General features: G+C 66.8%; 23 protein-coding genes. 9 read left to right on the plus strand and 14 right to left on the minus strand.

What is annotated here, in order from left to right:
* Positions 1-249 precede the first annotated feature (249 nt).
* Genes QW861_RS29635 through QW861_RS29645 form a run of 3 tightly spaced genes read left to right on the plus strand, consistent with a single transcriptional unit; the run spans position 250 to position 3,093 of the window.
* A complete protein-coding gene (locus QW861_RS29635) occupies positions 250-2,013 on the plus strand; it encodes a PAS domain-containing sensor histidine kinase (RefSeq protein WP_315753073.1) in 1,764 nt (587 codons plus the stop codon).
* Positions 2,006-2,692: a peptidoglycan-binding domain-containing protein gene (locus QW861_RS29640; protein ID WP_315716118.1), complete on the plus strand. Its 687-nt coding sequence runs from the start codon at positions 2,006-2,008 to the stop codon at positions 2,690-2,692. The genes QW861_RS29635 and QW861_RS29640 overlap by 8 nt, the downstream gene beginning before the upstream one ends.
* Positions 2,693-2,742: 50 nt before the next feature.
* Positions 2,743-3,093, plus strand: a complete 351-nt coding sequence (locus QW861_RS29645; protein WP_315716119.1) for a DUF1491 family protein — start codon at positions 2,743-2,745, stop codon at positions 3,091-3,093.
* A 32-nt stretch (positions 3,094-3,125) separates the two neighbouring features.
* Here the strand turns inward: QW861_RS29645 and QW861_RS29650 are convergent, their stop codons facing one another.
* Entirely contained in the window at positions 3,126-4,079 is a 954-nt protein-coding gene (locus tag QW861_RS29650; RefSeq protein ID WP_315716120.1) for a DUF2336 domain-containing protein, read from the minus strand.
* A 398-nt stretch (positions 4,080-4,477) separates the two neighbouring features.
* Here QW861_RS29650 and QW861_RS29655 point away from each other — a divergent pair, with 398 nt between their 5' ends.
* Complete coding sequence (locus tag QW861_RS29655; protein ID WP_315716121.1) at positions 4,478-4,666, plus strand: hypothetical protein; 189 nt, start codon at positions 4,478-4,480, stop codon at positions 4,664-4,666.
* Positions 4,667-4,685: 19 nt separating this feature from the next.
* Complete coding sequence (locus QW861_RS29660) at positions 4,686-5,447, plus strand: hypothetical protein (protein ID WP_316193835.1); 762 nt, start codon at positions 4,686-4,688, stop codon at positions 5,445-5,447.
* Here the strand turns inward: QW861_RS29660 and QW861_RS29665 are convergent.
* A complete protein-coding gene (locus tag QW861_RS29665; protein ID WP_316193836.1) occupies positions 5,444-6,343 on the minus strand; it encodes a LysR family transcriptional regulator in 900 nt (299 codons plus the stop codon). The genes QW861_RS29660 and QW861_RS29665 overlap by 4 nt on opposite strands.
* A 97-nt stretch (positions 6,344-6,440) precedes the next feature.
* Between QW861_RS29665 and QW861_RS29670 the strand changes: the two genes are divergently transcribed.
* Positions 6,441-7,289: an MBL fold metallo-hydrolase gene (locus QW861_RS29670; protein ID WP_316193837.1), complete on the plus strand. Its 849-nt coding sequence runs from the start codon at positions 6,441-6,443 to the stop codon at positions 7,287-7,289.
* Here QW861_RS29670 and QW861_RS29675 read toward each other — a convergent pair.
* The 5 genes from QW861_RS29675 to QW861_RS29695 form a co-directional block, all read right to left on the minus strand.
* Positions 7,276-8,766 carry an acetyl-CoA hydrolase/transferase family protein gene (locus tag QW861_RS29675; protein WP_315753069.1) on the minus strand — a complete coding sequence of 497 codons (1,491 nt, stop codon included), beginning with the start codon at positions 8,764-8,766 and terminating at the stop codon, positions 7,276-7,278. The genes QW861_RS29670 and QW861_RS29675 overlap by 14 nt on opposite strands.
* 108 nt (positions 8,767-8,874) lie before the next feature.
* Positions 8,875-9,378: a CYTH domain-containing protein gene (locus QW861_RS29680; protein ID WP_315753068.1), complete on the minus strand. Its 504-nt coding sequence runs from the start codon at positions 9,376-9,378 to the stop codon at positions 8,875-8,877.
* Positions 9,379-9,497: 119 nt separating this feature from the next.
* A complete protein-coding gene (locus QW861_RS29685) occupies positions 9,498-10,082 on the minus strand; it encodes a DUF1254 domain-containing protein (protein ID WP_315716127.1) in 585 nt (194 codons plus the stop codon).
* A complete protein-coding gene (locus QW861_RS29690) occupies positions 10,079-10,660 on the minus strand; it encodes a DUF1214 domain-containing protein (RefSeq protein WP_315716128.1) in 582 nt (193 codons plus the stop codon). The genes QW861_RS29685 and QW861_RS29690 overlap by 4 nt, the downstream gene beginning before the upstream one ends.
* A 14-nt stretch (positions 10,661-10,674) precedes the next feature.
* A complete protein-coding gene (locus QW861_RS29695) occupies positions 10,675-12,954 on the minus strand; it encodes a PBP1A family penicillin-binding protein (RefSeq protein ID WP_315753067.1) in 2,280 nt (759 codons plus the stop codon).
* A gap of 342 nt (positions 12,955-13,296) precedes the next feature.
* Between QW861_RS29695 and QW861_RS29700 the strand changes: the two genes are divergently transcribed.
* Both QW861_RS29700 and QW861_RS29705 read left to right on the plus strand, forming a co-directional pair.
* Positions 13,297-13,809 carry a YcgN family cysteine cluster protein gene (locus QW861_RS29700; protein WP_315753066.1) on the plus strand — a complete coding sequence of 171 codons (513 nt, stop codon included), beginning with the start codon at positions 13,297-13,299 and terminating at the stop codon, positions 13,807-13,809.
* 168 nt (positions 13,810-13,977) lie between these two features.
* Positions 13,978-15,561: an MDR family MFS transporter gene (locus tag QW861_RS29705; RefSeq protein ID WP_315753065.1), complete on the plus strand. Its 1,584-nt coding sequence runs from the start codon at positions 13,978-13,980 to the stop codon at positions 15,559-15,561.
* A 195-nt stretch (positions 15,562-15,756) separates the two neighbouring features.
* On the opposite strand, the gene QW861_RS29710 is transcribed toward QW861_RS29705, so the two are convergent.
* The 4 genes from QW861_RS29710 to QW861_RS29725 all read right to left on the minus strand — a co-directional run bounded on the left by QW861_RS29710 (position 15,757) and on the right by QW861_RS29725 (position 23,050).
* Positions 15,757-17,490, minus strand: a complete 1,734-nt coding sequence (locus QW861_RS29710; protein ID WP_315753064.1) for a cell envelope biogenesis protein TolA — start codon at positions 17,488-17,490, stop codon at positions 15,757-15,759.
* Positions 17,491-17,502: 12 nt separating this feature from the next.
* Positions 17,503-19,620, minus strand: coding sequence for an OmpA family protein (locus QW861_RS29715; RefSeq protein WP_315753063.1), 2,118 nt, complete (start codon positions 19,618-19,620; stop codon positions 17,503-17,505).
* 258 nt (positions 19,621-19,878) lie between these two features.
* On the minus strand, positions 19,879-21,471 hold the full coding sequence (locus QW861_RS29720) for an MBL fold metallo-hydrolase (RefSeq protein ID WP_315753062.1): 1,593 nt from the start codon (positions 21,469-21,471) through the stop codon (positions 19,879-19,881).
* A gap of 46 nt (positions 21,472-21,517) precedes the next feature.
* Positions 21,518-23,050 carry a thymidine phosphorylase family protein gene (locus QW861_RS29725; RefSeq protein ID WP_315753061.1) on the minus strand — a complete coding sequence of 511 codons (1,533 nt, stop codon included), beginning with the start codon at positions 23,048-23,050 and terminating at the stop codon, positions 21,518-21,520.
* A 382-nt stretch (positions 23,051-23,432) separates the two neighbouring features.
* Between QW861_RS29725 and QW861_RS29730 the strand changes: the two genes are divergently transcribed.
* A complete protein-coding gene (locus QW861_RS29730) occupies positions 23,433-23,597 on the plus strand; it encodes a Flp family type IVb pilin (protein WP_315716136.1) in 165 nt (54 codons plus the stop codon).
* Between the two features lie 214 nt (positions 23,598-23,811).
* On the opposite strand, the gene QW861_RS29735 is transcribed toward QW861_RS29730, so the two are convergent.
* The 3 genes from QW861_RS29735 to QW861_RS29745 are packed head-to-tail and all read right to left on the minus strand — an operon-like array spanning position 23,812 to position 26,717.
* Positions 23,812-25,308 carry a porin gene (locus QW861_RS29735; RefSeq protein ID WP_315753059.1) on the minus strand — a complete coding sequence of 499 codons (1,497 nt, stop codon included), beginning with the start codon at positions 25,306-25,308 and terminating at the stop codon, positions 23,812-23,814.
* Entirely contained in the window at positions 25,305-25,655 is a 351-nt protein-coding gene (locus QW861_RS29740; protein ID WP_315753058.1) for a hypothetical protein, read from the minus strand. Before QW861_RS29740 ends, QW861_RS29735 begins: the two co-directional genes overlap by 4 nt.
* Before the next feature lie 60 nt (positions 25,656-25,715).
* Positions 25,716-26,717 (minus strand): LysR family transcriptional regulator, encoded by a 1,002-nt coding sequence (locus QW861_RS29745; protein ID WP_315753057.1) that lies wholly within the window; start codon positions 26,715-26,717, stop codon positions 25,716-25,718.
* Positions 26,718-26,834 lie beyond the last annotated feature (117 nt).

Raw genomic sequence — 26,834 nt, forward strand, 5'->3', positions numbered from 1 at the left:
TCGCAACCGCAGGCCCGGCCGGAAACGATGCATTCACCATCCCGGCCGAATGGCGGGCTCACCGCAGTCTGGCCCTTAGCGTTCGCTTAATGCGAGTCTGACACGGTGACTTCCGACGACAGGGGGCGTCCCGGCGCGTTCTCTTTGTGAGAACCACCGACAGGCCGAGGCGCGAGAGCCGTGAGTGTGTTGAGTATCATCCGCGATTGTCTCGATGCGTTATTGCATCCATCGGCTCGAACTGATGCGATGACGCGCGCGCGTCATCGCGCCTTCATCGCGCCGCGCCTGCTGGGCAGCCTCGCCGCCTTCGCCGTGTTTCCTGCCTTTCTCGCGATGCGCGGTGCGCCGAGCGCGCTCGAGGTCGGCGCGCTGTCCTGGCTGATCGCGCCCATTCTGCTGTCCTGGTATCTGTCGCGCACCGGCCGCTACGAGAGCGCCTGCGCGCTGTCGTCGCTGGCACTGTCGGCGCTGATCATGGCGGTGTCGATCGAGACCGGCGGCATCGAATCCTTTGCCGCGGTGTGGCTGATCGTCGTCCCCCTGGAAGCCTCGTTCTCGGCCTCGCGCCGCGTCGTCGTGTTCTCCGCGGGGCTCGCACTGTGCTGCGCGCTGCTGCTGATCCTCATCGGTCAATTCGGCTGGCTGCCGAAGCCCGAGACCAACCCCGCCTTGCGCACCGGGCTGCTCGCGTTCGGCGTCGCCTCAGCCACGCTCTATGCGGCCGTGCTCGCGTTTGCCGCCGACACGCTCGCGCGCACCAGCGTGACGCTGCTGTCGATGGAGGAGGAGCGCTATCGCCTGCTCGCGCGCAATATGAGCGACGTGATCTCCCGTCACCGCCGCAACGGCGCGGTCATGTTCATCTCGCCGGCGGCCGAGACGCTGCTCGGCGCGCCGGTCGCGCAGCTGCACGGCCACGGCCTGTTCGAACGGGTCCATGTCGCCGACCGGCCGGCCTATCTCACGGCGCTGTCGGAAGCGGCGGGCGGCAGCGAAGCCTCGAGTGTCGAGTTCCGCCTGCGTCGCGATGCGCCGGGCGAGGGCCGCGGCTTTCATCATCCGGTCGATTTCATCTGGGTCGAAATGCGTTGCCGCCCGCTCGACCGCATCGGCGTGGCGCCGGGCGGGTCGGAGCAGGAGGTGGTCGCGGTCATGCGCGACGTCACCGATCGCAAGCTGCAGGAGCAGGCGCTCGAATTGGCGCGCAGCGCCGCCGAGCGCGCCGACGCCGCGAAGACGCGATTCCTCGCCACCATGAGCCACGAGCTGCGCACGCCCTTGAACGCCATCATCGGCTTCTCCGAGATGCTGATGCAGGAGCAGGTGCTGGTGCTGAACGCGGCGCGGCGCCGCGAATATGCGCAGCTCATCAATGATTCCGGCCAGCATCTGCTGTCGGTCGTGAACGGCATCCTCGACATGTCGAAGATGGAGTCCGGCAATTTCGAGCTGACGCCGGAGCCGTTTGCGCCGCGAGTGGCGCTTATCAATTGCTGCAACCTGCTGGCGCTGCGGGCGCGCGAGAACGGTGTCGATCTGTCGGCCGACGTGCCGCAGGACCTGCCGATGGTCACCGGTGATCCGCGCGCCTTCAAGCAGATCGTGCTCAACCTCGTCTCCAATGCCATCAAGTTCACCGAGCGCGGCGGCCATGTCACAGTCTCGGCTGGCGTCGACGGCGCGCGCCTGCTGCTGCGAATCACCGACACCGGCGTCGGCATCGCCGCCGATGATCTCAAGCGCATCGGCGATCCGTTCTTCCAGGCCGGCAAGACCTACCAGCGCCGTCACGAGGGAACCGGCCTCGGGCTCTCGATCGTCAAGAGCCTCGTGACCTTGCACGGCGGCGAAATGTCGATAGAAAGCAAGATCGACGAGGGGACCACGGTCACGATCGCGCTGCCGATCAACTTCGTGGCCGAGGCCGCTGCGGGCGCCACCGTCACGCCGCTGTCACCCTCGCGCTCCGCCCAGCCAGGGCAGGTCATGCAGGTGAAGAAGAGTGCCTAGACGAGCTGCAGAGGATGATCCGGCGCCGCCGCGCCGTCGCAAGCGCGCCGCTGCGGCCGTCGTCGACGTGGCGGAGGGGCGCGGCTGGCTGCTGCGGGCCATGCTCTACAGTCCGAAGGATCTGTTTGCGGGCCTGCTGGCCTGCGCGGCTGGCAGCGCCATCATCGTCAATGCCTTGTTCCTGCAATCGGGACCGCATCCGGCGCCGATGTTCGGGTCGATTGTGACCATTCCGCCCCATCTGACGAGCTCCAATCCGCTGCCGCGGCCCCGGCCGATGGACATCTCGCCTTTGGATCCGAAGGTGATCGAGACGCGGCCCGCCGAAACCAGGGCGGCGGAGCAGAGGGCGGTCGAGCAGCGCGCCACCGAGCCGCGTCCGGATCAGAAATATGCCGATCCCCTGGCCGATCTCGTCCGCTCGGTCAGCGGCGGTCAGGGCAACGTGCCGCGTCCGCAGCCGACGCAGCAGGGCGGCAATGTCCGTCGTGTCGCCGCGGTCCAGCGTGCGCTGACCGAATACGGCTATGGCCAGTTGAAGCCGACGGGGATGGTCGGCTCCGACACCCTGGCCGCGATCCAGAAGTTCGAGCGCGAGCGCAAGCTGCCGGTAACGGGCCAGGTGTCGGACCGCCTGGTGCGCGAGCTTGCGATTGTCATCGGTCATCCGATCGAATAGAGCAGGGGCGGCTGCGACGTGCAGCGCGCTTGCACCTGCATCGAACCATCATGCGATTGAAGAGCAGCATCTGGGTGAGCGCCTATCTGCGGCGTTGCCAGTCGGCCGGCGCGTTCAGCGCGATCCGCCACCGTGGCGCGGAGGAAGCCGGCGCGGTCTTCGTCAAGGTCGCGATGATGGATGGCACGGCCCAGCTCTATGTCCCCGCCCCGCAGACCGTCTATGACGACAGCCAGCCGATCGACCGCTTCTTCGTACCGATATCGCCGCAACCGATCGCGGAAGCGCAGATCGAGGAGCGGCTCGTCAAGGAGCTGCGCTTCGATCCCGACGCCTGGATCATCGAGACCGAGGACAGGCAGGGCCGTCATTTTCTCGATCTCGTGCGCGAGCGTCCCTGATCATCGCTAAGATTCGGGACAGCGATCGCGCGTCAGCGCTTGAAGCCATCGGTCCCCGTGCGCACGATCGGCCTCGTCGCGGTGCCGGCCCGCGCCGTGCTGCCACGGACGTGCTGACGTTCGTCGTCATAGAGCGCCGTGCGATGCTTGGCCCTGATCGCGGCCATTCCGGAGCCGCGCCAGGCCGCCAGCATGATCAGCGCCGCGCGCTCGCTGAGCCGTTCGTAGAAGCGTGACAGCCGAAACACGGTCTGGACGGACTGGCCCATCTCGGGCTTGAGGAACAGCAGTACGCGCTCGAACACCGGCGCCGGCATGCCGAGCGCCTTTGCGGCGCAGGCCAGCGGCTCGCCATGGGGATCGTTGACAACCTCGTGGGTCATGCGTGAGGGCAGGATCAGGCTCTCGCCGAGCTCGATCGTGAACGTCTCGACGTCGGCGTTGAACGCGGCCATCTCCAGCGCCTCGATCGCATGCACCGCGCGGTGCAACGGCGTCGGCGCGGCGGGCCTCAGCGGCGTGGTGGCGAGGTTCTGCAGGATGGCGATGCGTTCGTGCGAGGCGGCGCGCATGAACATCTCGCTGAGCTCGGCGGCATCCTTCGGCTGCATCGACAATCCGGACGCCGCGTCGTCGCGCGGCGGGATCGGAGGCGACGAGCGAAGCGATGCGGGAATGGGGCCGGCGAGCGGCGGCGCCGGCTCGCTCTGCGCCGGGCGCAAGCCCAGCTTGTTCAGGATCTCGATCGGCGTCGCTGGATAGATCGCCAGCCGCGCACGCACCGCCGCACGGGTTGCATCGTCGACGTCGTCGACCAGACGGGAGGCCAATTCGACGAACTGCCGCTCCTCGTCGGCGGAATGCGCGCTCGCCTGGACATAGAGGTCGGTCAGGACGCGCAGCAGAGTGGGCTTGATGTCGACGCCCTCGCGGCGCGAGAGCGTGAGCAACCCGTCGAAGCCGGGGAACAGCGATGATCTTGTCATGTCGGGGTACGCAACTTCGGCAATCGTTGCGCCGATTAGAGCGGAGTTGTTTTAATGCGGCGTTAAGGAAAACAATCGGTGAAGATGGGCCGAAATGACCCGGTGAGACAAAGGCGCAACGCTGGCTTGCCTTCTCTCCCGCCGGTGCACGCGATCCGTGTCGGGCGGCCCGCGCATTAATATCCTCTTAACCACGTCCTGATCTTAATCGATCCGTTCGATGATCTCGCCTTGGCCGCGTCACGCGGCCAGCCTGATCTTCGCCGCGCCGAATGCCAACGTGCAGCTTCATGCGCCGGCATTCGTGATCGTCAGTTCTGCGTGCCCTCTTGCCTGCGAAGTTCGGGCGACGGGGAGTTTTCAGGGGGTAAGAACTTCGGGCACGAAAGAGAGTGGACATGGCGACCATCATTGAATTCCCGGCGGACGTTGCGCGTCGCGCGCGGCCTGCCGTGACCGGCGCGCCGCAGGAGGGCATGGGAACGATCCTGATTCTTCCCGTCGTTCGGATCGAGCGCGAGACCACGACCGACGATAGCGGGCCCCGCGAGGGCACAGCGCCAAGCCGCCGTCGCCGTCGCCGCTGACAGGTCGGGGGAAACGGGAATGCCGGCCATCGTGAATCCGGTCCGGCGCGCGCGGCCGGTGTTCGCACTCGTTCTCGTCGGCGGACTGCTCGGCGCCTGCAGCGGCGGCGATTTCGGCCGCACCCGCGCCGACATGCGCAATGACGACATGCACAAATGGATCGGGGCGGAAGCCACCGCCAGCGTCGGCGTCAGGCCGTCGCAGTTCCAACTGACCGACAATGAGCGCCAGCTGCGCGATCTCGCTTATCCGCTGATCGAGCCACCGCATTCGCGCCCTGCCTGGAAGAGCGTGTTCGGCGACTATCAGCCGTCGGCCTCGCCGTGGCGCCAGAAGGTCGTGTTCGACCGCACAGCCTATGGGCGGGCCTTGATCGACGAGCCGCATCGCTCGCACGCCTCGCGCTACACCCAGCTGATCGACGACGTGCGCGACGACATCACCCGCTTCGAGCCGTTCTTCGCGTCGGCCATCCGCGTCATCGATCTCGATCGCAAGCGCGATGCCAGCATGAAATACATGACCGAGCTCTCGCCGCGCGAGCAAGCCGATGCCGTCGCGCGCATGCAGGAGAACTCGCTGATCGTGCAATGGGTGCAGATCAGCCTGGAGCAGCGCGTCTCGTCCTACCGCTGGGCCTTGGAGCGCCTGGTGCTGCAGGCGCCCGACGGCATGGCCGCCGAGGCCGATCGCCTGATCCACGAACTGGCGGCTCAGACCGCCAATCCGCCGGTCGCCGCGCGGCCCCTGATCGAACGGCCGCTGACGACGCGGGGCTAGCCCGGCGCGACCTTGCTCCGGCGCCGGCCTCGCTTGGTCGGTGCTCCCTTTTGCCGCCCTGCTGTCGCACGGAGCTTCTGCGGCGCTGCCGCGCGCAGCGTCGCGATCAAGATCTTCAGCGCCTCGGATGGAGCACGCGCGGCGGAGTAGGCGAGTCCGACCTGGCGCTTCAACGTCATCTCGATCTCGCGGACCGCAACGTCGCTTCGGCCGTGCACGACGCCTTCGGGAACGATCGCGACGCCGACGCCGGCTGCGACCAGCGCCAGGGCCCAATCCTCGGTTTCGGCGATGGCGGCGATCTCGCGCGGCCCGCCGCTGCGTCGCGCCAGCGCGCTGTGCTCGCAATGGCAGCGGTCGATCATGGCGACGTCGGCGAGGTCGGCCGCGCGCAGGCGCGGCTTCAGCGTGAGCGGATGCGCAAGCGGCAAAGCCGCGACATAGCGCTCGCTCCACAGCGGCAGGAAATGCTCGCCGTCGCCGACCAGGCTTTTTGAGACGATGCGTCCGTCGGCCCGCTCGGTCGGACCGACGATGTGAAGCCTGAGATCCTCGCGCGCCGTGAGCGGCTTGAGCAGCGCGGTCACGCGCCGGCCGTCGAGGGTGCGCATGAGCCCGAGCTTGAGCGCCTGCTTCGGCGCGCCGTGCCGGAACAGGTTGCGGGCGGCATCGGCTTCGCCGACGATCCGGCGCGCGATCGGCTGCAGGCGCTCGGCCGCCTCCAGCGGCACGACACCCTTGCGGTGGCGGAGGAACAGCTCGGTGCCGAGCTCGGCCTCGAGGTTGGCGATCGCCAGCGAAATCGATGGCTGCGAGACGAAGCAGCGCGCCGCTGCCCTGGTCAGGCTGCGTTCCTCGAACACGGCGGAGAAATAGCGGAGCTCGCGGATATCCATAGGAGCAGCCTATGATGCGTATCACTGATCAATATTTTACTTATCTCTGCCCGGCCCGCAAGGATGCGCCCGATATCGGCAATGAAGGAGAAGATCGATGCGCGTCCACCACCTCAACACCGGCACGATGTGTCCACGCGGCGGTCGGCTGGTGAGCGGCAGCGGCGGCCTGTTCGCGCGCGCCCGCCTCGTCTGCCACTGCCTGCTGATCGAAAGCGATGACGGCCTGGTCCTCGTCGACACCGGCATCGGCACCGGTGACATCGCCGCGCCCGCACGATTGGGGGCACGCTGGGTGAGGCAGGCTGCGCCGCTTCTCGATGCGTCGGAGACGGCGCTGCAGCAGGTAAAGGCATTGGGCTTCTCGCCCGACGACGTCAGGCACATCCTGCTCACGCATCTCGACCGGGACCACGCCGGCGGCATCGGCGATTTCCCGAAGGCCAAGGTGCACGTTCATCGCGGGGAGCATGCGATGGCCGTCGAGGGGTCGCCGGCGCCGCCGCGCGGTCGCTATGTCGCCGGCCAATGGCGGCATCGTCCCGACTGGCAGTTCTACGGCGACGACGGCGAGGACTGGTTCGGCTTTCGCGGTGTCCGCGCTGCCGTGGATCGCAGCGGCGACATCCTGATCGTTCCTCTGCCGGGCCATACGCGCGGCCATTGCGGCGTCGCCGTGCGACGCGGCGACAAATGGCTGCTGCACGCCGGCGATGCCTATTTCTTCCACGGCCAGCTCGACGCGCGGCCACGCATGCCGCTGCTACTCGGGCTGTTCCAGCGCAAGGGCGATCAGGATCGCACGATGCGTGTCGCCAACCAGGAGCGGCTGCGGTGCTTGAAATGCGACCATGGCGACCGGGTCACGATCGTGAACAGCCACGATCCCGTCGCCTACGAGGCGTGCCGCTGCGGTGATCGGGCCGCAGCGCTCATTCCGGCCTGAGCAGGCGGAACGCCTCCTCGAGCAGATGCGGCGTGTGCTTGCCGGTCGAATCGCGGCAGGCGCGTTCGAAATAATCCGCCAGCGCCGGCCGGAATTTTGGATGCGCCGCCTGATCGATGATGGTGCGGGCGCGCTGTTTGGGCGACAGGCCGCGCAGATCGGCGAGGCCGCGCTCGGTCACCAGAACCTGCACGTCGTGCTCGGTGTGGTCGACATGGGTGACCATCGGCACGATGCAGGAGATCGTCCCATTCTTCGCCGTCGAGGGCGTCATGAAGATCGACAGATAGGCGTTGCGGGCGAAGTCCCCGGAGCCGCCGATGCCGTTCATGATGCTGCTGCCGCGCACGTGGGTCGAGTTGACGTTGCCGTAGATGTCGGCCTCGATCATGCCGTTCATGGCGATGACGCCGAGCCGGCGGATCACCTCGGGGTGGTTGGAGATCTCCTGCGGCCGCAGCACGATACGGTCGCGCAGGAACTCGATCTCGCGGTTGAATTCGATCGCAGCTTCCGAGCTCAGCGACAATGCCGTCGCGGAGGCGAGATCCATCCGCCCCGAGCGGATCAGGTTCAGCATGCCGTCCTGCAGCACCTCGGTGTAGGCGGTGAGATGCGGGAACGGCCCGTCGTCGAGCCCGGCCATCACGGCGTTCGCGACGTTGCCGACGCCCGATTGCAGCGGCAGCAGGTTGCGGGGCAGGCGGCCCTGCTTCACCTCGTGCGCGAAGAACTCCAGGATGTGCCCGGCGATCGCGCCGGAGACGTCGTCGGGGGCGGCGAAGCTCGTGTTGCGGTCGGGCGCGTGGGTCTCGACGACCGCGATGACCTTGTCCGGATTGCAGCGATAGGTGGTCTCGCCGATGCGGTCGCCGGGCGCCAGGATCGGGATCGGCTTGCGATGCGGTGGCAGGCGGGTGCCGTAATAGACGTCGTGCATGCCGAGCAGCGCCGGGTTCATCCACGAATTGACTTCGATGATGACGCGGTCAGCCAGATCGAGCCAGGTCTTGTTGTTGCCGATCGAGGTCGAGGGGATCAGCCGCCCGTCTGGCAGGATGCCGGCGCATTCGATCACGGCGACGTCGAGATGGCCGAGAAAACCGAACCACACGAACTGTGCGACATGGCTGAGATGCAGATCGATATAGTCGATGCTGCCGGCGTTGATGCGCTGTCGTGTCGCTGGATCGGACTGATAGGGCAGGCGCAGGTCGATGCCATCAGCCCGGGCGAGCGCGCCGTCGAGCTCGGGCGCGGTGCTCGCCCCGGTCCACACGCCGACGCGGAACGGCTCGCCGCGCGCATGCGCGGCTTCGATCCGGCGCGCCAGCGCGAGCGGCACCGCCTTCGGGTAGCCCGACCCGGTGAAGCCGCTCATGCCGACATGGTTGCCGGGCTCGACCAGCGCGGCCGCCTCGTCGGCCGACATGATCTTGGCGCGCAGCGCCTGTGACATCACCTGCGATGAACTCATCGTGCAAACTCCATGCGCGATCGTTCAGACCGCCAAGTCCGCGCTGTTTAAGGTGTGCCCTCGACGGGTGATTTGACAGGGGTCAAGCCGCAACGGCCCGTGCGTGCATCACAGCCCTGCAAGGCGCGCGCGCCGCAGCTCCCGGACTTTCGCCGCCCGCGAGCGCTCCGTCAGCATGTTGGCCTTGCTGTAGCGCGGGTCGCCGGTGACCTCGTCGCCGACCCAGTCGGGAAGGGTCACGATGGTCGTCTCGGTCGGCAGCTCGATCTCGGCGATGACGACGCCTTCGAGCGCGTCGTGGTAGACGTCGACTTCCCAGACGCCGCTTTCGGCCGGCACATAGTGACGCGTCTTCTCGAGGATGCGTCCGTCGCAATGCGCGAACAGCATCGCGGCGTGGTCCGCGGGAATATCGTACTCGAATTCATCTCGGGTCAGGCCGCGGCGGCCGCTCTTCACGCACAGCGTCGTCCGGTTGCCATAGCAGCGAACGCGGACCTTGAGGCCGTCCTGACGTGCGACAAGGCCGTCGCGAAGGCGTTCACTGTGCGTCGCCTGATCCCGCCAAGCATCGGACTTGACGAGAAACTTCCGTTCGATTTCGAGAGGCATGACCTGATGTTGAGCGAAGCGCCGCCGTCCTGATCCATCATAGCAGCGGCGCGCGACAACGACTATGCCACCAAGGATGAAGAGAGTGTTGTCGAATTCATCCAGGACGTCGTATTGACTTATCGTTTGCCGCGCGGCTTCTCGGCCTTGGCCGGTGCCTCGGTCTGTACGCCGCAGCTTGCCGCTGCAAGGGAGGCCTGCGCCTGCGGCATGAGACCGGGCTCGGCGGCCAGGGCCTTCAGCACGATCAACCCGGTCGTCGTCGGCGAATCGATGATCAGCCGGTCGGCGGCCGTGATCTCCTCGTCCTCGGGCAGGTCTTCGTGCTGCGCCTCGGTCATCAGGTTGAGCTCGATCACGCGCTTGCCGGCGGAGCGGTCGTTGATGGCGTAGTAGGCGATCTCGTTGCGCGTGTAGAACGACACCGACGTATAGGCCTGGCTCACCGGAACCGTGAGCTTGAGCGGTCCGTCGGACAGATCATAGCGGCAGATCGCCATGGCGAACGCCGGATCCATGAACGGCATCGGTGAATTGCCGGGATCGGCCAATGGCAACTGCGTCACGGCGTTCAGCTTGGTCATCGGCGTCAGCCGGGAGTAGGCGTCCTGGGTCGAGATCCGCGGCAGCGCCAGCACGCTGACGAGATGGACCACGCCGCCGAGCAGCACGCCGACCACGACCGTGAACAGCAGCCGGATCATGATGGGCAACCTACTGTCGTGATCGACGGCATCGGCGCGTCGCGCTGCGTGCGGGTCGCGACGCCGACCGGCGTGTCGTAGAGCCGCAGCATCAGCGCGTAGCGCTCGATGCCGCCGGTCGGCAGCCAGTTGCCGGAGCGCGAGCGCGCGGCGACACGAATCTCGAAGGAGCCATCGGCACCTCGCACCAGCTCCTGGCTGGTGAAGCCGTAGCGCTGCAGCGTGTTGGCGACGAGGTGGCCCTTGCGGTCGTAGAGCGTGAGCGTCCAGAAGCGGGCGGGTGGCGTGACGCCGCTGACCAGGATGTCGCAGCGCCCGTCGAGCGGCTTCCTCTTGTCGTCCGTGGTGGCGGTGAAGGCCACGCCGTCGCCGGTGCCGATCGGCAATTCGCCATTGCGGGTGATGGTCGCGCGCGCATAGGGGTCGACATCGGCCGTGCCGGTTTTCGGACGCGCCGTCCAGGCGCCGATCGTCAGCGTACCAAACTCGGTGCCGCGGGTCGTCGTCATCCACGTCGCGCCGATGCCGACGCCGGTGGCGATCAGGAGCGTAACCAAGGTGATGAAGAGCAGCCGCACGGGGATCGCTGACGTCAGTTCTTGCGCAGGGCAGGGATGGTCACGCCGTCGGCCGTTGCCGCGGCGTAGTTCTCAGGGAAGGCCAGCGCGCTCGACGAGACCGGCTTGCCGGGCTTGCGCGGATCGGCAGGCGCGGCCTTCTCGGCGAGGCGCGCCGCATCGTCCAGCATCTTCTCGACCTGAACCAGCACCTCGGCGCCGCGGCGGGTCAGGATCGGCGGCGGACCGGGCTTGATCTCCAGCGTCTTCGGCTGGCCGGCCTGTGCCATCGCGGCGGACGCCGACTGCGGCAGCTTTTCGCCCATGCCGACGCCGGGCAGCTCCTTGACCTCGACGCCCTGATGCGCGGCGACCATGATGTCGTGCCACGTCTGCGCCGGCAGCGAGCCGCCGGTCATACGGTTGGTCGGCGAATAGTCGTCATTGCCGTACCAGACCGCGCAGGTGAAGTTGCCGGTGTAGCCGACGAACCAGGCGTCCCGATAGGCGTTGGTGGTGCCGGTCTTGCCGGCGGTTGGAATGCCGTCGAGTGCGGCGCGGCGTGCGGTGCCTTCGCTGACCACGTGGCTCATCATGCCCGCCATGTCGGCAGCAACCGAGGCCGGGATTGCCTGCTTCGGCTTCGGCCCGTCACGGTCCCAGCGCCAGACCAGGTCGCCGGCGCCGGTGCGGACCTCCAGCACGGAATGCGGCGTCACCGCCTTGCCCTTGTTCGGGAAGGTCGCATAGGCGACCGCATGCTCCAGCACCGTGACCTCGTCGGAGCCGATCGGCATCGACGGCGTGTCGGGCAGCGGCGCCTTGAGCCCGAAGCGCCGCGCGACCTCGATGATCTTGGCGCGGCCGGCCTTCGGACCCTCCTTGCCGCCGAGCGCGATCGACAGCTTGACCGGGACGACGTTGATCGAGCGGGTGATCGCCTGCGTCAGCGTCACCGAGCCGGAATAGGAATGGCCATAATTCTGCGGGCACCAGTTGCCGATGCAGACCGGGCCGTCGACCACGATCGAGGTCGGCTTGAAGCCGTTCAGCAGCGCGGTGGTGTAGACGTAAGGCTTGAACGACGATCCCGGCTGCCGGTAGGCGTCGACTGCGCGGTTGAACTGGCTGGCACCATAGTCGCGGCCGCCGACCATGGCGCGGATGCCGCCGTCGAGGTCGGAGACGACGGTTGCCGCCTGGGTCGCGTGATAGTCGCGGCCGAACTGGCGCAACTGGTTCTCGATCGCCTCGTCGGCCGCATGCTGCACGGTCATGTCGATCGAGGTCCGCACCACGAAGACGCGCTCGGTGTAAGACTTCGGGAACGTGTCGACCAGCTTGCGCATCTCGTCGAAGGCATAGTCGAGGAAGTAGTTCGGCGAGCTTTCGTCGCGGCGGTCGACTGCGAAGGCCGGGTTGCGGCGGGCGCCGAACACTTGGCCCTCGGTCATGAACCCGGCATCGACCAGATTGTCGAGCACGACGTTGGCGCGGGCGCGGGCGGCGGGCAGGTTGATGTGGGGGGCGAACTTGGTCGGCGCCTTGAACAGCCCGGCCAGCATCGCGGCTTCGGCGAGGTTGATGTCGCGCACCGACTTGTTGAAATAGAAGTGTGCCGCGCCGTCGACGCCGAAGGTGCCGCCGCCCATATAGGCGCGGTCGAGATAGAGCTTGAGGATCTCGTTCTTGGTCAGCCGGGTTTCCAGCCAGATCGCCAGGAACGCCTCGTTGACCTTGCGCTCGATGGTGCGCTCGTTGGACAGGAACAGGTTCTTGGCGAGCTGCTGGCTGATCGAGGAGCCGCCCTGGCGGACGCCGCCGGCCTGGGCGTTGGTGACGAGGGCGCGCGCCGTGCCGGCAATGTCGATGCCGAAATGGTCGTAGAAGCGGCGGTCCTCGGTGGCGAGCGTCGCCTTGATCAGATTGTCCGGGAAGTCCTCCAGCGGAATCGAATCATTGTGCTTGATGCCGCGGCTGCCGATCGGGTTGCCATAGCGGTCGAGGAAGGTCACGGCGAGGTCGGACTTCTTCAGCCAGTCCTCATCGGCAGTTTCCCGGAAGGCGGGGATCGCGAGCGCCAGCATCAGCACCAGGCCGCCGAGCCCGATCGTGGCCGCCTCCGAGAACGGCTCGACGAACACCCAGCGCTTCCAGCCGCCGACATAGAAGCGGTCCATGAACGCCGAATAGCGCTCATACAGCTCGCGGGTGCCGCGCAGGGAGGAGAACAGCGCCGAATCGAAGCGGGCGTCGAGATCCAGGCGGAAATTGTTGATCCGCTTCTTCCAATCGTCTGGAATGATCTGCCGCACGGGAACCCTGGTCGTTTCGAAAGCGTGTCAGCTGGCTTCGAAAGCACTCAGCAAGTGGGGCTGGGGGCCATCGAAGGGTCTTGCGCGATTGTTGCGGCAAACCCATGGCACTGCACAGTCAGCCGCCCGAACCCGAGCACCTGACCCCAAGCCGCATTGCCGGCGCCGCCGCCGGAGTGACTCAATCATCTATCTAGCCGAGCGGGGGTCACAAACCAATGGTTCCGCTCATAATTTGATGCACAAAGCTAACGTGCCGCCGTAATCGGCAAAGCCCCTTGCGCGGCTCGGGGCCGGGCACCTAGATGGCGGCCACCTCACGCCCTCTTTGAGAATCGCCCGATGACCGCACCGCTCAAACGTCCCTCGGGCCAGGAGGGAATGTTCTGGAAAACCAAGATCTTGGAAGAGATGTCCGAGGTGGAATGGGAGAGCCTCTGCGATGGCTGCGGGCGCTGCTGCCTGGAGAAGCTGGAAGACGAGGATACCGGCGACATCTACTTCACCCACATTTCCTGCAAGCTCTTGGATGCCGGGCTATGTGCCTGCAAGGACTACCCGAATCGTTCCGAACAGGTGTCGGATTGCGTTCGCCTGACACCTGAGAACGTCCGCACGCTGACCTGGCTGCCACCGAGCTGCGGCTACCGCCTCGTGGCTGAGGGGCGCGATCTCTACTGGTGGCATCCCCTGATCTCGGGCGATCCTCAGACGGTCCATGAAGCCGGCGTCTCGGTGCGCGGCCGGGTCGAGGGCACCGAGGACGACGTTCCGGACGACCAGCTCGAGGACCACATCGTGCAGTGGCCGGTGCTGCTGCCGAAGCGGGCCAAGTTGAAGCGACGGCCGAAATAGCGCGATCACCTCGCACCCGCAGCAAGTCACGATGATGCGACCGTTCCCGTGCTGTCGGAATGCACCCATGCACCCGACCCGCTGCCGCACGGGAAAATTATGCCTTAAGTAGTTCGCCAGACAGCGAATCCGCGCGGCGTCGTCGCGCCCGGGCACGGCATTCATCCCATGAACAAGTTTGATCGGCAGACGCATTACCCTGCCGCGTCCCAATCCCTGCCCGAAGAGATCGCCGCCGAGCTGCCGGCCATTCCGCCGCAGGTTCAGGCGATCGAGGATGCGCCGTCGCTTGCGCCGCCGGTGCCGCTGACCCAGGCCGAGGTGCGCACCATCCTGATGAGCCTGCTGCTGACGATGTTCCTGGCCGCGCTCGACCAGACCATCGTGGCGACCGCGCTGCCGACCATCGGCCGCGAGTTTCAGGACGTCACCAATCTCTCCTGGGTGATCACCGCCTACCTGCTGGCGTCGACCGCGGTGGCGCCGGTGTTCGGCACGCTCTGCGACATCTATGGCCGCCGCTCGATGATCATCACCGCGCTCAGCCTGTTCGTGGTCGGCTCGGTGGTCTGCGCGCTGGCGCCGAACATGCCGGTGCTGATCCTCGCCCGCGGCCTGCAGGGGCTCGGCGGCGGCGGCATCATGCCGGTGGTCCAGACCGTGATCTCCGACGTCGTCAGCCCGCGCGAGCGCGGCCAGTACCAGGCCTATTTCAGCGGGGTCTGGCTGCTCGCCGGCCTGCTCGGGCCGGTGATCGGCGGCTTCTTCGCCGACCATCTGCACTGGTCGATGATCTTCTGGATCAATGTCCCGCTCGCGATCGCGGCGCTCGCATTGCTGCTGCCCAAGATGGGCCGGCTGCCGGTCTACCACCGGCTGCGCAAGGTCGACTGGGCCGGCGGCCTGCTGCTGATGGCCTCGGCCGTCGTGTTCATGCTGGTGCTGACCTGGGGTGGCCACAAGTTGGCCTGGCTGTCGCCGACCCTGCTGGCGATGATCGGCAGCGCGGTGGCGCTCGGCTTGGCCTTCGTCTGGCACGCCAAGCGGGCCGATGAGCCGTTCCTGCCGCTGTCGCTGATGGGCGGAACGGTGGTGCCCTACGGCATGCTGGCGAGCGGCTGCGCACTCGGCGCCCTGATCGGGCTCACGGTCCATCTACCGCTCTATTACGAGCTGGTCTATCATTTGACCCCGAGCCAGGCCGGTCTCGGCCTGATTCCGATCGCGGCGATCTCGACCCTCGGCGCCGCGGTTGCCGGCCGCACCATGGCCCGGGTCAAGCACTACAAGCGCGTCGCCATCGTGGGCACGATCATCGGCACCATCGCCGCCGCGGTCATGACGGTGACGACGCCCTCGCTCTGGGTGCTGATGGCGCTGCTGTCGATCTACGGCATCGGGCTCGGCACGGCGTTCCCGATCTCGGTGGTGTCGCTGCAGAACGCGGTGGACCGCTCCCAGATCGGCACCATCACCGGCGCCATGAACTTCTTCCGCTCGATGATGTCCTCGTTCACGGTCGCGGCCTTCAGCGCCATCCTGCTGATGGCGCTGGGCGCCGACATTTCGCTGGCGGAGGGCGCCCATGGCGCGGTCAGCGGCATCGCGGAAGCCGACATGATCCATGCCTTCCGCTTCGTTTATGCCGCGGCCACCGCGATGCTGGCCTGCGCCTCGGTCTGCATGATGCTGATGGAGGAGCGGCCGCTGGCCGGCCCGTCGCGCAGCGAGGCGGTCGAGCTCGCCGAGTAGGAAAGCAGGGTGGGCACGGCGCCATCACCATCGCGCGTGACGAGAGGGCAAGTCAGCGCCTTTGCATACCCGACGATTCGTTTAGATCATGATGCGATTCCACGGAAGCGCATCATGATCTCATCTCTTTGTTTGAGCATGATCTTTTCGGAAAACCGGTTTCCATTTTTCCGGATCATGCTCCAGTTGGCGCCGCTACTCGCGTGGTTGCACGATCTCGACGTTGTCCTGCCCGCGGGAGCCGTCGTCGGCGGATGACTTGACCAGACCAGCCTCGACGCGGCGGGCGAATTCCGTGGTCGCGCCGCCTGCGAGCTCCTTGGCCTGACTGATCCATTGCTCGCGCTCGATTCGTCCTGCGAACGCCAGATACGAGCCGACCCATTTGGCGTGCTCGGCGGTCCAGGCCGCGATCTGCGCGAAATGCCAGATGCCGAGGCCGTGCAGCCGCGCCTCGTTCTGCTTGCCGATGCCCTTGATCAGCTTGAGATCGTCGGCCTGGCCGCCGCGCGGCGCGACGAGCCCGAGCGGGCGGGCGCCGCCATGGACGTCCTCGTTCTCGACGGGCGGCATCAGCGCCGGCAGGTGGGCCAGGAGGTAGCTCGCCTCGTCCTCGCTCAGCGGCGCGTCGGCATGTTCGTCGATGGTGATCGCGCCGGACTTCACCGCGCTGGAATGCGCGGTGTCGAGGCCGGCCGCGAGCAGCTTGGCCTGCGCGATCCAGTGCTCGCGCTCGATCCGGCCGGGAAAGACCATGTGATGGCCGACCCAGCTCGCATGGTCAGGCGACCACGCCGCGATCTGGCTGAAATGATGCACGCCGATGTCATTGAGGACGCGCTCGTTCTTGGGTCCGATGCCCTTGATCAGCTTGAGATCGTCAGCGGCGCCCTCGGGGGCGGACAGGGCCGGCGGTCTGTCGTCGGCCGAGGCCGGGCTCTCCGGGGCCGATGATGCGGCGACCTCGGCGGCAAGCCGTTCCGCGTCGGCGTCGGCGGCAAGGCGATCGGTTTCCGCGCGTGCGGCCGCTTCGGCGGCCAGGCGATCGGCCTCGGCCTTGGCGGTCGCTTCGGCCGCGAGACGCTGGGCTTCCGCCTCGGCTTTCGCAACGGCCTCTGCCGCAAGACGGTCTGCTTCGGCTTTCGCCGCTGCTTCGGCGGCCAAGCGTTCGGCTTCGGCCTTTTCAGCCGCTTCTGCCGCAACGCGATCGGCCTCTGCTTTCGCGGCTGCTTCCGCAGCAAGGCGGTCGGCTTCGGCTTTCGCGGCGGCCTCCGCAGCAAGGCGCTCGGACTCGGCGTTCGCCGCCGCCTCGGCAGCGAGACGTTCGGCTTCGGCCTTCGCTGCGGCTTCAGCCGCCAGACGATCAGCCTCGGCCCTTGCCGTGGCTTCCGCGGCGAGCCGCTCAGCCTCGGCCTTTGCGGCCGTTTCGGCGGCTAGACGCTCGGCCTCCGCCCTTGCAGCGGCTTCGGCCGCAACACGTTCGGCTTCGGCTTTCGCGGCAGCTTCAGTGGCAAGGCGATCGGCCTCGACGCTGGCTGCGGCTTGCGCAGCCGGGGATGGGCTGTCCGCCCAAGGACGAGCCGCCGCGGTTGCGCCGGCGAACGCGACGCTGTTTCCAGGACCGCCCGGCGACATCGCACTGGTGTCACCCAGCCCGACATATTCCCTGAGCTGTCCGCCGATCAGGCAGCCGAGAACATAGGCGCCGACCATCAGCAGGCCGACCTCGAGCCACAGGCCGGCACGTCCGGGCAGCACTGTCAGCAGCGCCATCAGGATCCCGATGACGAGGGCGAGCGTCGCCGGCAGCAGCCAGCTTCTCAGCCAGTCCGGCCGCGGCTCGTCCGACCAGGTGCGCCAGCCGACAAAGCCGCCGATGCCGACGGCGAGGATGATCCAGAACGGAAATGTCGCAAGGTCGTACATCATGATGTCAGCGCCTCACTTGACGACGAATTCGATGCGGCGGTTCTGCGCGCGGCCTTCGGCCGTGTCGTTGGAGGCGACCGGCTTGGTCTGGCCGTAGCCCTCCGAGGTCATGCGCGAGGTGTCGATGCCGGCGTCGCCGATGTAGCCGACCACCGCCGCCGCCCGGCGCTTGGAGAGGTCCATGTTGTCAGCTTCGTCGCCGACATTGTCGGTGTGGCCTTCGATCGCGATCTCGGCATCCTTGCAGCGCTGCGCAACCTCGACCAGGTGATCGAGCAGCGCCAGCGAGGCGCGGCTCAGCTCGGCGCTGCCGGTGCTGAAGCGGATGCGGCCCTTGGCGAGCAGCCCGTTGAACGCCGGCTGGCACTCCGCGACCGCGAGTGGCGGGCTTTCCGGCTTGACGCCGATCTTGACGTCGTCGAGCTTGAAGCCGCTGCCGACCGCCTCGGCGAGCTCCTTGCGGACCTGCTCGGCCGACTTGTCGTAGATGGCAAGCCCGTCGACCGTGATCGCCGCGTCCTTCGCCGTCAGCGCGCCGGACCACAGCCGCGCCAGCGCCGGGAACGTCGCCTTCAGCGACTGCACGTAATCCTTTGGCGCACCGTCGCCGATCTTCAGACCGTCCTCGACCGTCTCGGTGATGAAGGTCGTTGTGGCGGCCTCGACGAGATCGCGGCGGGCGGCGTCATCAGGCACGTAGCCGCTCAGCATGACACGGCCGTCCTGCTTCTGCAGTCCGAACGCGTAAGGCGAGACCGGGCCGTCGCGGACGTCGATGGACGCGAGCGCGAACGGCGCGGGCAGGGCGCCGGCCAGTTGCTCGCGCACGGCTGCGCCGGTGACGTTGGCGAGTCCGACGCCCCTGAGCGACACCTGGGTGTCGTTGATCTCGGCGCGCCCCTGCGACAGCCTGGCGAGCTGCTGCAGCAGGCTCGCGCTCGCTTTGGCAAGGTCGCCATCCGGGGCGCCGCGGGCGATGCCGATCTGGCTCTTGATCGGCTTGCCGTCGAACTGTCCACTGGCGGAGCCCAGCATCGCATCGCGGGCCGCTCCGCTCGGCGCGAGACCTGTGAGGCTCAAGCTGGTGCCGTCGAACTCCGCCGACCAGCGATAGGGCTTGATTTCCGGCGGCAGAATCTCGGCTTTCGCCAAGCTCAGCCCGGTCGGCAGCTTGCCGATCCCGGCCATCGTTTCATCGTAGGCGGCGGCGGAGGGCGCCTCACCCGAAATCGCGTAGGTGGCGTCGGAGATGACGACGCGGCCCGTGCTCAGCCTGGTAAGCTCCGCTAGCGCATAGGACGTGTAGGCGCCAAAATCGCCAGCAGGCGCGCCACGCGCGATCTGCATGTGATGCATCACCGACGCGCCGGGCCAGGCCTTGATCGCGGCGGCCTCGAGCGCGCGCCTGATATCGTCATTCGGAACGACGCCGGACATCACCAGCGTGTTGCCCTCGCGAACCGCGCTCCAGATGAACGGCTTTGCCTCCGGCGGCAGGATCGCCACCTTGTCGAGCACGGCGCCGCCCGGCAGCTGCCGCGTCGCCGCGACGGCAGCCTCATAGACGTCCGATGAGGCGGCGGCACCCGCGATCGAATAAGCCTTGTCCGCGAGCGCGAACGTGCCGCCATTGAGCTTGGCGGCCTGGACCGATCCATGGCTCGCGATGGCCGCGAAGTCGGCCGGAGCTCCCAGCGCATAGGAGAGGCGATCGACCACTTCACCACCGGACGAACGGACGGCATTGAGCACGGCATTCCGAACGGCGGGCGTCGGCACCGCGCCTTCGAGCACGAGCTGGCCGCCGTTTCGCGTGGCGCGGAAGGCATAGGGCTTCGGTGTCGGCAGCTTGTCGTAGGTGCCCTCGACGAGCCGGACGCCGCTGACCGATGCGGCGTCCTCCAGTTTCGTCGACTGATCGGGACTGAACTCCGGCCCTGCGATGCGAACGTCGCGGCCCGCGACCGTGACCTTGAGGGCCGCGGCTGTGTCGGGGACGGCGGCCGCGACGGCGGCGCGTGCCCGCGGCGCAATGTCGTCCTCGACATCAGCCGTCTTGAAGCTCACGGCCGCGAGCCAGAGCACGGCAACAGCGATCAGTCCCGCCCACCATTTCGATGGTTGATGCATGTGAGAGCCCCTCGTTTCCCCACCTGCGCCCGGTTCACCCGGATCGTTCCGTTGTTATGAACCACGTGTCGAGCCTATCAGAACAGCTCTCGGAGACCAGCCGTCGGCACGTTGTGTGTTTCAATATGCACAAGCTGCGAGAGCGTCGCCGTCTGCGAGCTTCGCACCGCACCTGATGGTCCTCAAGGTGCGATCAAAGTGTGACCGTTCGACGACGAACATCGCAGGTGCGCAGCCTTCGCGGCTACGCCGCTCGCATCACTCTTCCAGCGCTCGGCGCAGGCGGCGGATGATGACGCCGCGGGCGCGATCGTCGGCGGCTTGCTCGATCCGCTCGTGGATGTCGAGCAGCAGGCCCGACATGTCGTTGTGCCAGTCCAGCCGGGTGACCGCCTCCGGCGCCAGCCGCCGCCGGCGCGCGACGTCGAGCAGCGTCGGCACCGCGCTCGTCAGCTCGTAGACGTCGTCGAGCAGGGGGGAGAACACTTTCGCGGTCGGCACGATGCGCTCGGCGACGCGCGCGGCCAGCGCCGCGATCGCGGCATCCTCGCCGTGGGACAGAAAAAGGCCGCGCGCGATCGGGCGGCGGGCCGCGATCCAGCGGGCGATCTCGGCGCCGTCGGCGTGGCCGGAATAGTCGTCGATCATGCGGATGCGCGCCGCGACCTTGATCTCCTCGCCCTGGATGCGCACCGCCTTGACGCCGTCCTGCAGGAAGCGCCCCAGCGTGCCGTTGGCCTGATAGCCGACCAGCAGCACGGTGGCGCGGTTGTTCCACAGCCAGCGCTTGAGATGATGGCGGATGCGACCGGCATCGCACATGCCGCTGGCGGCGATGACGATGTGAAATCCGGTCAGCTTGGCGATCGCCTTGCTTTCATCGACGGTCTCGGTGAAGCGCAGATGCGACGACGACAACAGCCGGCCGACATCGCTGCCGCCGTCGAGGCTCTCGGTGTGCGCGCGAAACACCTCGGTGGCGTGGATCGCCAGCGGCGAGTCCAGGAACACCGGCGCGGCCGGAATCTCGCCGCGCTCCATCAGGCCGACCAGATCGACGATCAGCTCCTGCGTCCGCTCGACCGCGAAGGCCGGGATCAATAGCGCGCCCTTGGCCGCCGCCGCGTCGCGCACCTCGCCGGCCAGACGGCCGCGGCGCAGCTCCGGCGTGGTCGGCTCGCGAATCCGGTCGCCATAGGTCGCCTCCGAGATCACGTAGTCGAAACCCTCCGGCGCTTTCGGGGCCGGCTGCAGCAGCTTGGCGTCGGGCCCGACATCGCCGGAGGCGAGCAGCCGCAGCGCCGCGCCATCGGCGCCTTGTCCTGCGAATTCGATCTCGATCGAGGCGGAGCCCAACAGATGGCCGGCATTCCAGTAGCGGGCGCGAACGCCTGGAATGATCTCGGTCCAGGTCTCGTAGGGGACGGCTTGGAAGTATTGCAGCGCCGCGATGGCGTCGGCCTGGGTGTAGATCGGGCTGACCTCGCCGCGGCCGCGCGCGATGTTGCGGCGGTTCAGCGCCAGCACCTCCTGCTCCTGGATGTTGCCGGCATCGGGCAGCATCCATGAGCAGAGATCGATGGTGCCGCGCGTGGCGAAGATCTTGCCGTCGAAGCCCATGCGCACCAGCTTCGGCAGCAGGCCGCTATGGTCGATATGCGCATGCGTCAGCAGCACGGCGTCGATGTCGGCGGGACGGAATGGGAAGTCGCCGTAGTTGAGCTCCTTCAGCGTCTTCTGGCCCTGGAACAGGCCGCAATCGATCAGGAACTGGCTCTTGCCGCTCCGCACCAGATAGCAGGACCCGGTTACGGTATGCGCGGCACCGCAGAAGCGAACGGTCACACTCATGCGGTGGTCTCCCGAGGACGATGGATCGATGCTCGATGACGGTTCATCACGAACGACCATTCGCGCCGTCGGCGAAGCCATAGCCGTGGTTGGCTGCGGCTGCGGCTGCGGCCAGATCATGCTCCGACGGATCGCAGGTGAACACGCGATAGAGTGGTTCACCCTGGTCGACACGATCGCCGATCTTCTTGAACAGCATGATCCCGGAGCCCTTGTTCACCGGCGCGCCGGCGGTACGCGCCAGGCGATTGAGCCGCAGGCAATCGATCGCGGACACGACACCGTCGCGCTCCGCCTTGACGTCGAAGGCGAGATCGCCGAGCTCGCTGCGGCATTCCGGCGGGCCCTGCGCATCGATGATCTTCAGCATCTGCTTGAGCGCCGCGCCGCTGTCGAGCAGCTCGCGCGCCCTGTTGTAGCCGGCGCCGCCGCGCAGCTTCGGATCATATTCGAGCAGATGCGCGGCGAGCCGCAGCGACTTCTCGCGCAGGTCCGCAGGCGCCGACGGCTCGTTGCCCAGCACCGCCATCACGTCGCGGGCCTCCAGCACCGGACCGATGCCGTTGCCGATCGGCTGGCGGCCGTCGGTCGTGATCACCTCGACCTTGAGCCCGAAACGGTCGCCGACGAATTCGAACAGCTTGCGCAGCCGCATCGCCTCCGCGCCGCTGGTGAGCTTGGCGGTCGGCCCGACCGGCAGGTCGAGCAGCAGATGCGTCGAGCCGGCGGCCAGCTTCTTCGACAGGATCGAGGCGACCATCTGCTCGCGGGTGTCGAGGCTGAGCGGGCGCTCGACCGAGATCAGGACGTCGTCGGCCGGCGACAGATTGACGTGGCCGCCCCAGATCACGCAGCCATTGCAGGCCGCAACGATCGACTTCATTTCGTCGGCGCCGACATTCACCCGCGCCAGCACCTCCATCGTATCGGCGGTGCCGGCTGGCGAGGTGATCGCGCGCGAGGAGGTTTTTGGAATGGTCAGGCCGTGGGCGGCGACGATCGGCACCACCACCATCGAGGTGCGGTTGCCGGGTATGCCGCCGATGCAGTGCTTGTCGACCACCACCGGCTCGGGCCATTTCAATTGCGTGCCGGCATTGGCCATCGCGCGCGTCAGCGCCAGCAGCTCGCCGGAGCTCATGAAGCTGGCTGAGCCGATCAGGAAAGCCGCGATCTCCATGTCGGAGTAGCGGTAGTGGGTGAGGTCCTCGATCACGGCAGCGATCGCCTGGTCGCTCAAGGTCTCGCCCCGGATCTTGGCGCGCACCGCTTCCATGCTCTCGGGCGGGGTCGCCGGCGACACCGTCGCCCGCGTGCCGGCCGGCTCGGCGAAGCGCCGCATCGCCGGTTCCGACAGGCCGATCTCGTCGGGGCCGACCAGTGCGTCGTCGTCGGTGATCAGAAGGGTCGCCAGCAGCGTCCGCGAGTTGCAGCGCAGCTCGACGCGGCTGAAGCCGCGGAACACCTCGGGCCGCAACGCCTTCGAGCGGCGGGAGATCACGACCACGTTCTCGCGGCCGGTGTCGAGCGCGACGCTGCGGATCTTGAGCTGGGGACGGGCGGAATCTGTTGTGCTCATAGCGACCAGGATAACCTTTAAGGCGGTCCACGCCATCGCCGTTGACCCAGATCATGACGTGGCATCTGGCGGATAAGCCGAATTTTTTCTGAATGTGTCGGACGAGGATTCAGCGGCTCGGCTTTGCCGCCAACCGGCCGGGGGCCGCGGACTGAGAATAAAGCGAAGCAAGTTCAGTTGCTTGCACTCCGGTTCGGATCTCGGAGGTCGGGCGAGGGCGGGCCTGCGATGGAATGCCGGCTCCGAATCTGGGCCGCGCAGGTACCTCATCGGGTTAACCGATTGTTCAAGCCGATGACGGAGGGTTTCCGGCGGGGCGTCCATCCCGGCCTCGGCGCGCCCTTCCGGCGCGTCAGATGATCGAGCCCGACCGGAGAGGTAGATGCGGCAGTTGATTGCGAGCTTCCTGAAGAATCAGGCTGGCGCGACCTCGATCGAATACGCCATCATTGCCGGCGGATTGAGCATCGTGATCCTGGCGGCCGTCAATGGCCTGGGCTCGGGACTGAGCAGCAAGTTCACCGCGATCAACACCTCGATCAAGTAGAGCCCGCCGGTCAAATTGCCGCGCGATCAAGTCGGCGCGTGATCAACTCATTGGCCGATCAAGTCACAGGCGTCGTGATTGTGCACGACGCCTGCTGCATTGTGCCCCATCCCATTCTGTTGCGTGCGACGCGCCGCCTGTCTCCACGAACGAAGCTTCCGGCGGGGGCATCGCCGGAAGCTCGTCGAGCAGTCAGAGGTTCAACAGTCCAGCTTCAAAAGTTGCGCTGGGCGCGCAGCAGCATGCTCACCGTGTCCTGGTCCTTGAGCTGGTAGATCGCGGCCGGCTTTGCCGTGCTCGTGACGGCCGGAGCAATCGCCGTGCCCGAATATTTCTGGTCGAGGTGGCTGTAGGTCACGTCGGCCGAGAAGGTGAGGCCCTTGACCGGCGTCCATCGGGTGATGAGGCCGATCTGTCCGAGATTGAAGTCGGGATTGCAGGTCGAGCCCGCGGTCAGCATCCCGGTGGCGGCGATGCCGGCACAGATGAGGCTCGATCCCGTCTGGCCATAGCGCACCTGGGCATAGGCGCCATACAGCGCCGTATTCCAGCGCGGATCCCAATTGTGGGTGAAGGCGCCGCGCATGCCCCAGGTCTGCACGGTCGACAGGCCCGTGCCGGTGCCGAACACCGCGTCGCCGACGCCGGCGAAGCCGATGCTCTGATAGGCGCCGGCTACGCCCGTGCTGCCATACATCGAATAGGTCGTGTTGGCGAGGCTCTGGAAGTTGTAGCGGCTCGCGCCGTCGGTGTAGACCGCCTGCAGGTTGACGACGTCGCCTGGACCGGTCGGGATGTTCTTGATCGACAGCGCCAGTTGCGCGGCCCAGCCCCACTTGTCGGAGGGATGACCCGAGGTCTCGGACGCGCCGTAATAGGCGGCATGATTGTCATGCGCGGCGAACGACGCCTGGAAGATGCCCCACGCCTGGTCGACGCGAACCATGCCGATGATGTCGGGAGACACCGTCCCGCCGAAGCTGCTCGAGCCATAATTGCCGCCGAGCACGCCGGCCGCGGTGATGCCCGAGGTGTTCCAGATGTTGGTGGTGAAGAACTGCGTCTGGTCTTCCAGCGAGACCGCGGCGGTGATGCCCTGGCCGAAATCGGCGGTGTAGGTGAACTGGTTGACGCCGTTGTTGGAGCCGCTGCCGCCGACCAGGCCGTCGAAATTGTTGCCAGGATAGTTGGTCCAGGGCGCGTCGAAGGTCGACACGGCCTTGCCCATCGTGAATCCGGCGAACTGGATGAAGGCGTAGTAGACGCCGACGATGCCGCCCGAGATGGCGTCGCCGGTGTAGGACGTCGCGCCGGCGCCCGCACCGCCATAGGAGCCCGAGGTCCAGTTCAGCACGGTCTCGAAATAGGTACGCACCACGCCATATTCGGTCGCGGTGCGCGTATCGATGTTCAGATCCTGGCGCGAACGGGTCTGATAGCGGTTGCTCAGGCGGTTATCGGCGCCGGCCTGGCCTGAATAGGCGCCACCATAGTTGCTGTTGGTCCACAGCGCGGTCTCGGCGCGCAGATAGCCGCCGAGCTTGATGCAGGTGTCGGTACCGGGAATGTAGTAGAAGCCCGTGCCGTACAGCGAGCACACCTTCACATATTCGACGGCTTTGGCCTTCAGTGGAAGATCCGCAGCCTGCGCCGCCGCGGCGGACAATATCACTGCTCCCGTTCCGAGTAGCAGGCCCCTCAACGTCTTCATTTCCCGTTTCTCCGGTTGATGGCGATGCACACGGCCCCCCGCGTGTCGCCCCTGGCTTCGCCAGATTGCCGCTCCCACACCTCTGATTCCGACGACGGCTCGATCAGCGCGGCCGGCGGAATGGTTGAATGAAGTGTGCATGAGCCAATTTCAATTTGATGAATGCGCTCTGCTTTGTTCGAAGCCCACTCGATCGTCGTTAACACGCTGCTCGCACGCACCAGCATCGACGCAGTCACGCCGCGGTTTTGGCCTCGCGGTGTCGATTTGTTAATGGTGATAATCGTGAATAGGTTAGATGGGAATCCCGAACAATCCCGGTGCACATCGCAAGCTGCGTACATCATGGCGCGTTCGCAGCGCCGCTGCCGACGCGCGATTGACCTCTCCAGCCTCGCAACGCGATCTCAGCGACGGTTGGGCTCGACGTGAATCGACGTTCGATGTGACGTCGCTGCTACCAACCCGCGTGCGTCGTAATCCGCCGCGCGCGACATTGCGTCCAGCGTGACGCCGCTGCGCCAGCGCTTGACGAAGTCGAGAAAGACCTGCAGCGGCATCGGCGGTTGCCGGCGGCTCGGATGGTACAGGAACAGTCCGGGCGTCGCGTAGCGCCAGCCGGGCAGCAGCCGCATTAGCCGTCCGTCGGCCAGATGCGACTCGATCATCGGCTCGACGAGATACGCGACGCCGATGCCGTCGAGCGCGGCATTCAGCGCGAGATCGAAGTCGTTGACGATAAGGGAGCCGTCCACGGCAATCTCGGTGCGCTCGCCGCCCTTTTCGAAGATCCAGGGCTGCAGCGTATCGTCGGCAGGGACCCGATGTCGGATGCAATTATGGGCCTGGAGATCCTCGGGCACGGCCGGCGCGGGATGCGCCGCGAGATAGCCGGGGGCGGCAACCGCAACGAAGCTGCACTCGTCGAAGACGCGGATGACCTTCATGTCGCGCTCCACCCGGTGGCCGGATCTGATGCCGGCATCAAAGCGATTGCGCACGATGTCACTGTTGGTGTCGTCGACAGCCAGTTCGATATGGATGTCCGGGTATTCGGCCAGGAATGACCTGATCAGGGGCCCGAGCCCTCTCACGGCGAACACACGGGATACGGTCAGGCGCAGGGTACCCATCGGCTTGTCGCGGAACGCGTTGATGCTCTCGATGGCCTGGTCGACCCGTTCGAGAATCGGCTGGATCTCCGCCAGCAGGCGCTCGCCGGCCTCGGTGAGGGCCACGCTGCGCGTCGTCCGGTTGAACAGCCTGACGTCCAGCCGCTCCTCGAGGCTCTTGATGGTCTGGCTGATGGTCGGCAAGGAGCAGCCGAGATGAGCGGCCGCCTTGGTGAAGCTCAACGAATCCGCGACGGCTGCGAAAGCGGAGAGCTCGGACAGCTGAACCCGTGCCATCGCTAGGCGTACTGCGCCCGGCGTTGGTCCGCATCGTGCTGAAACATCCACATCCCCCTGATACGCCGCGTCGTGCGGCTGGGACGACTTCGCCAGCGTCGTCCCGACCGATCAGGC

Source organism: Bradyrhizobium sp. SZCCHNRI1029 (assembly GCF_032487555.1).
Classification (GTDB): Bacteria; Pseudomonadota; Alphaproteobacteria; order Rhizobiales; family Xanthobacteraceae; genus Bradyrhizobium.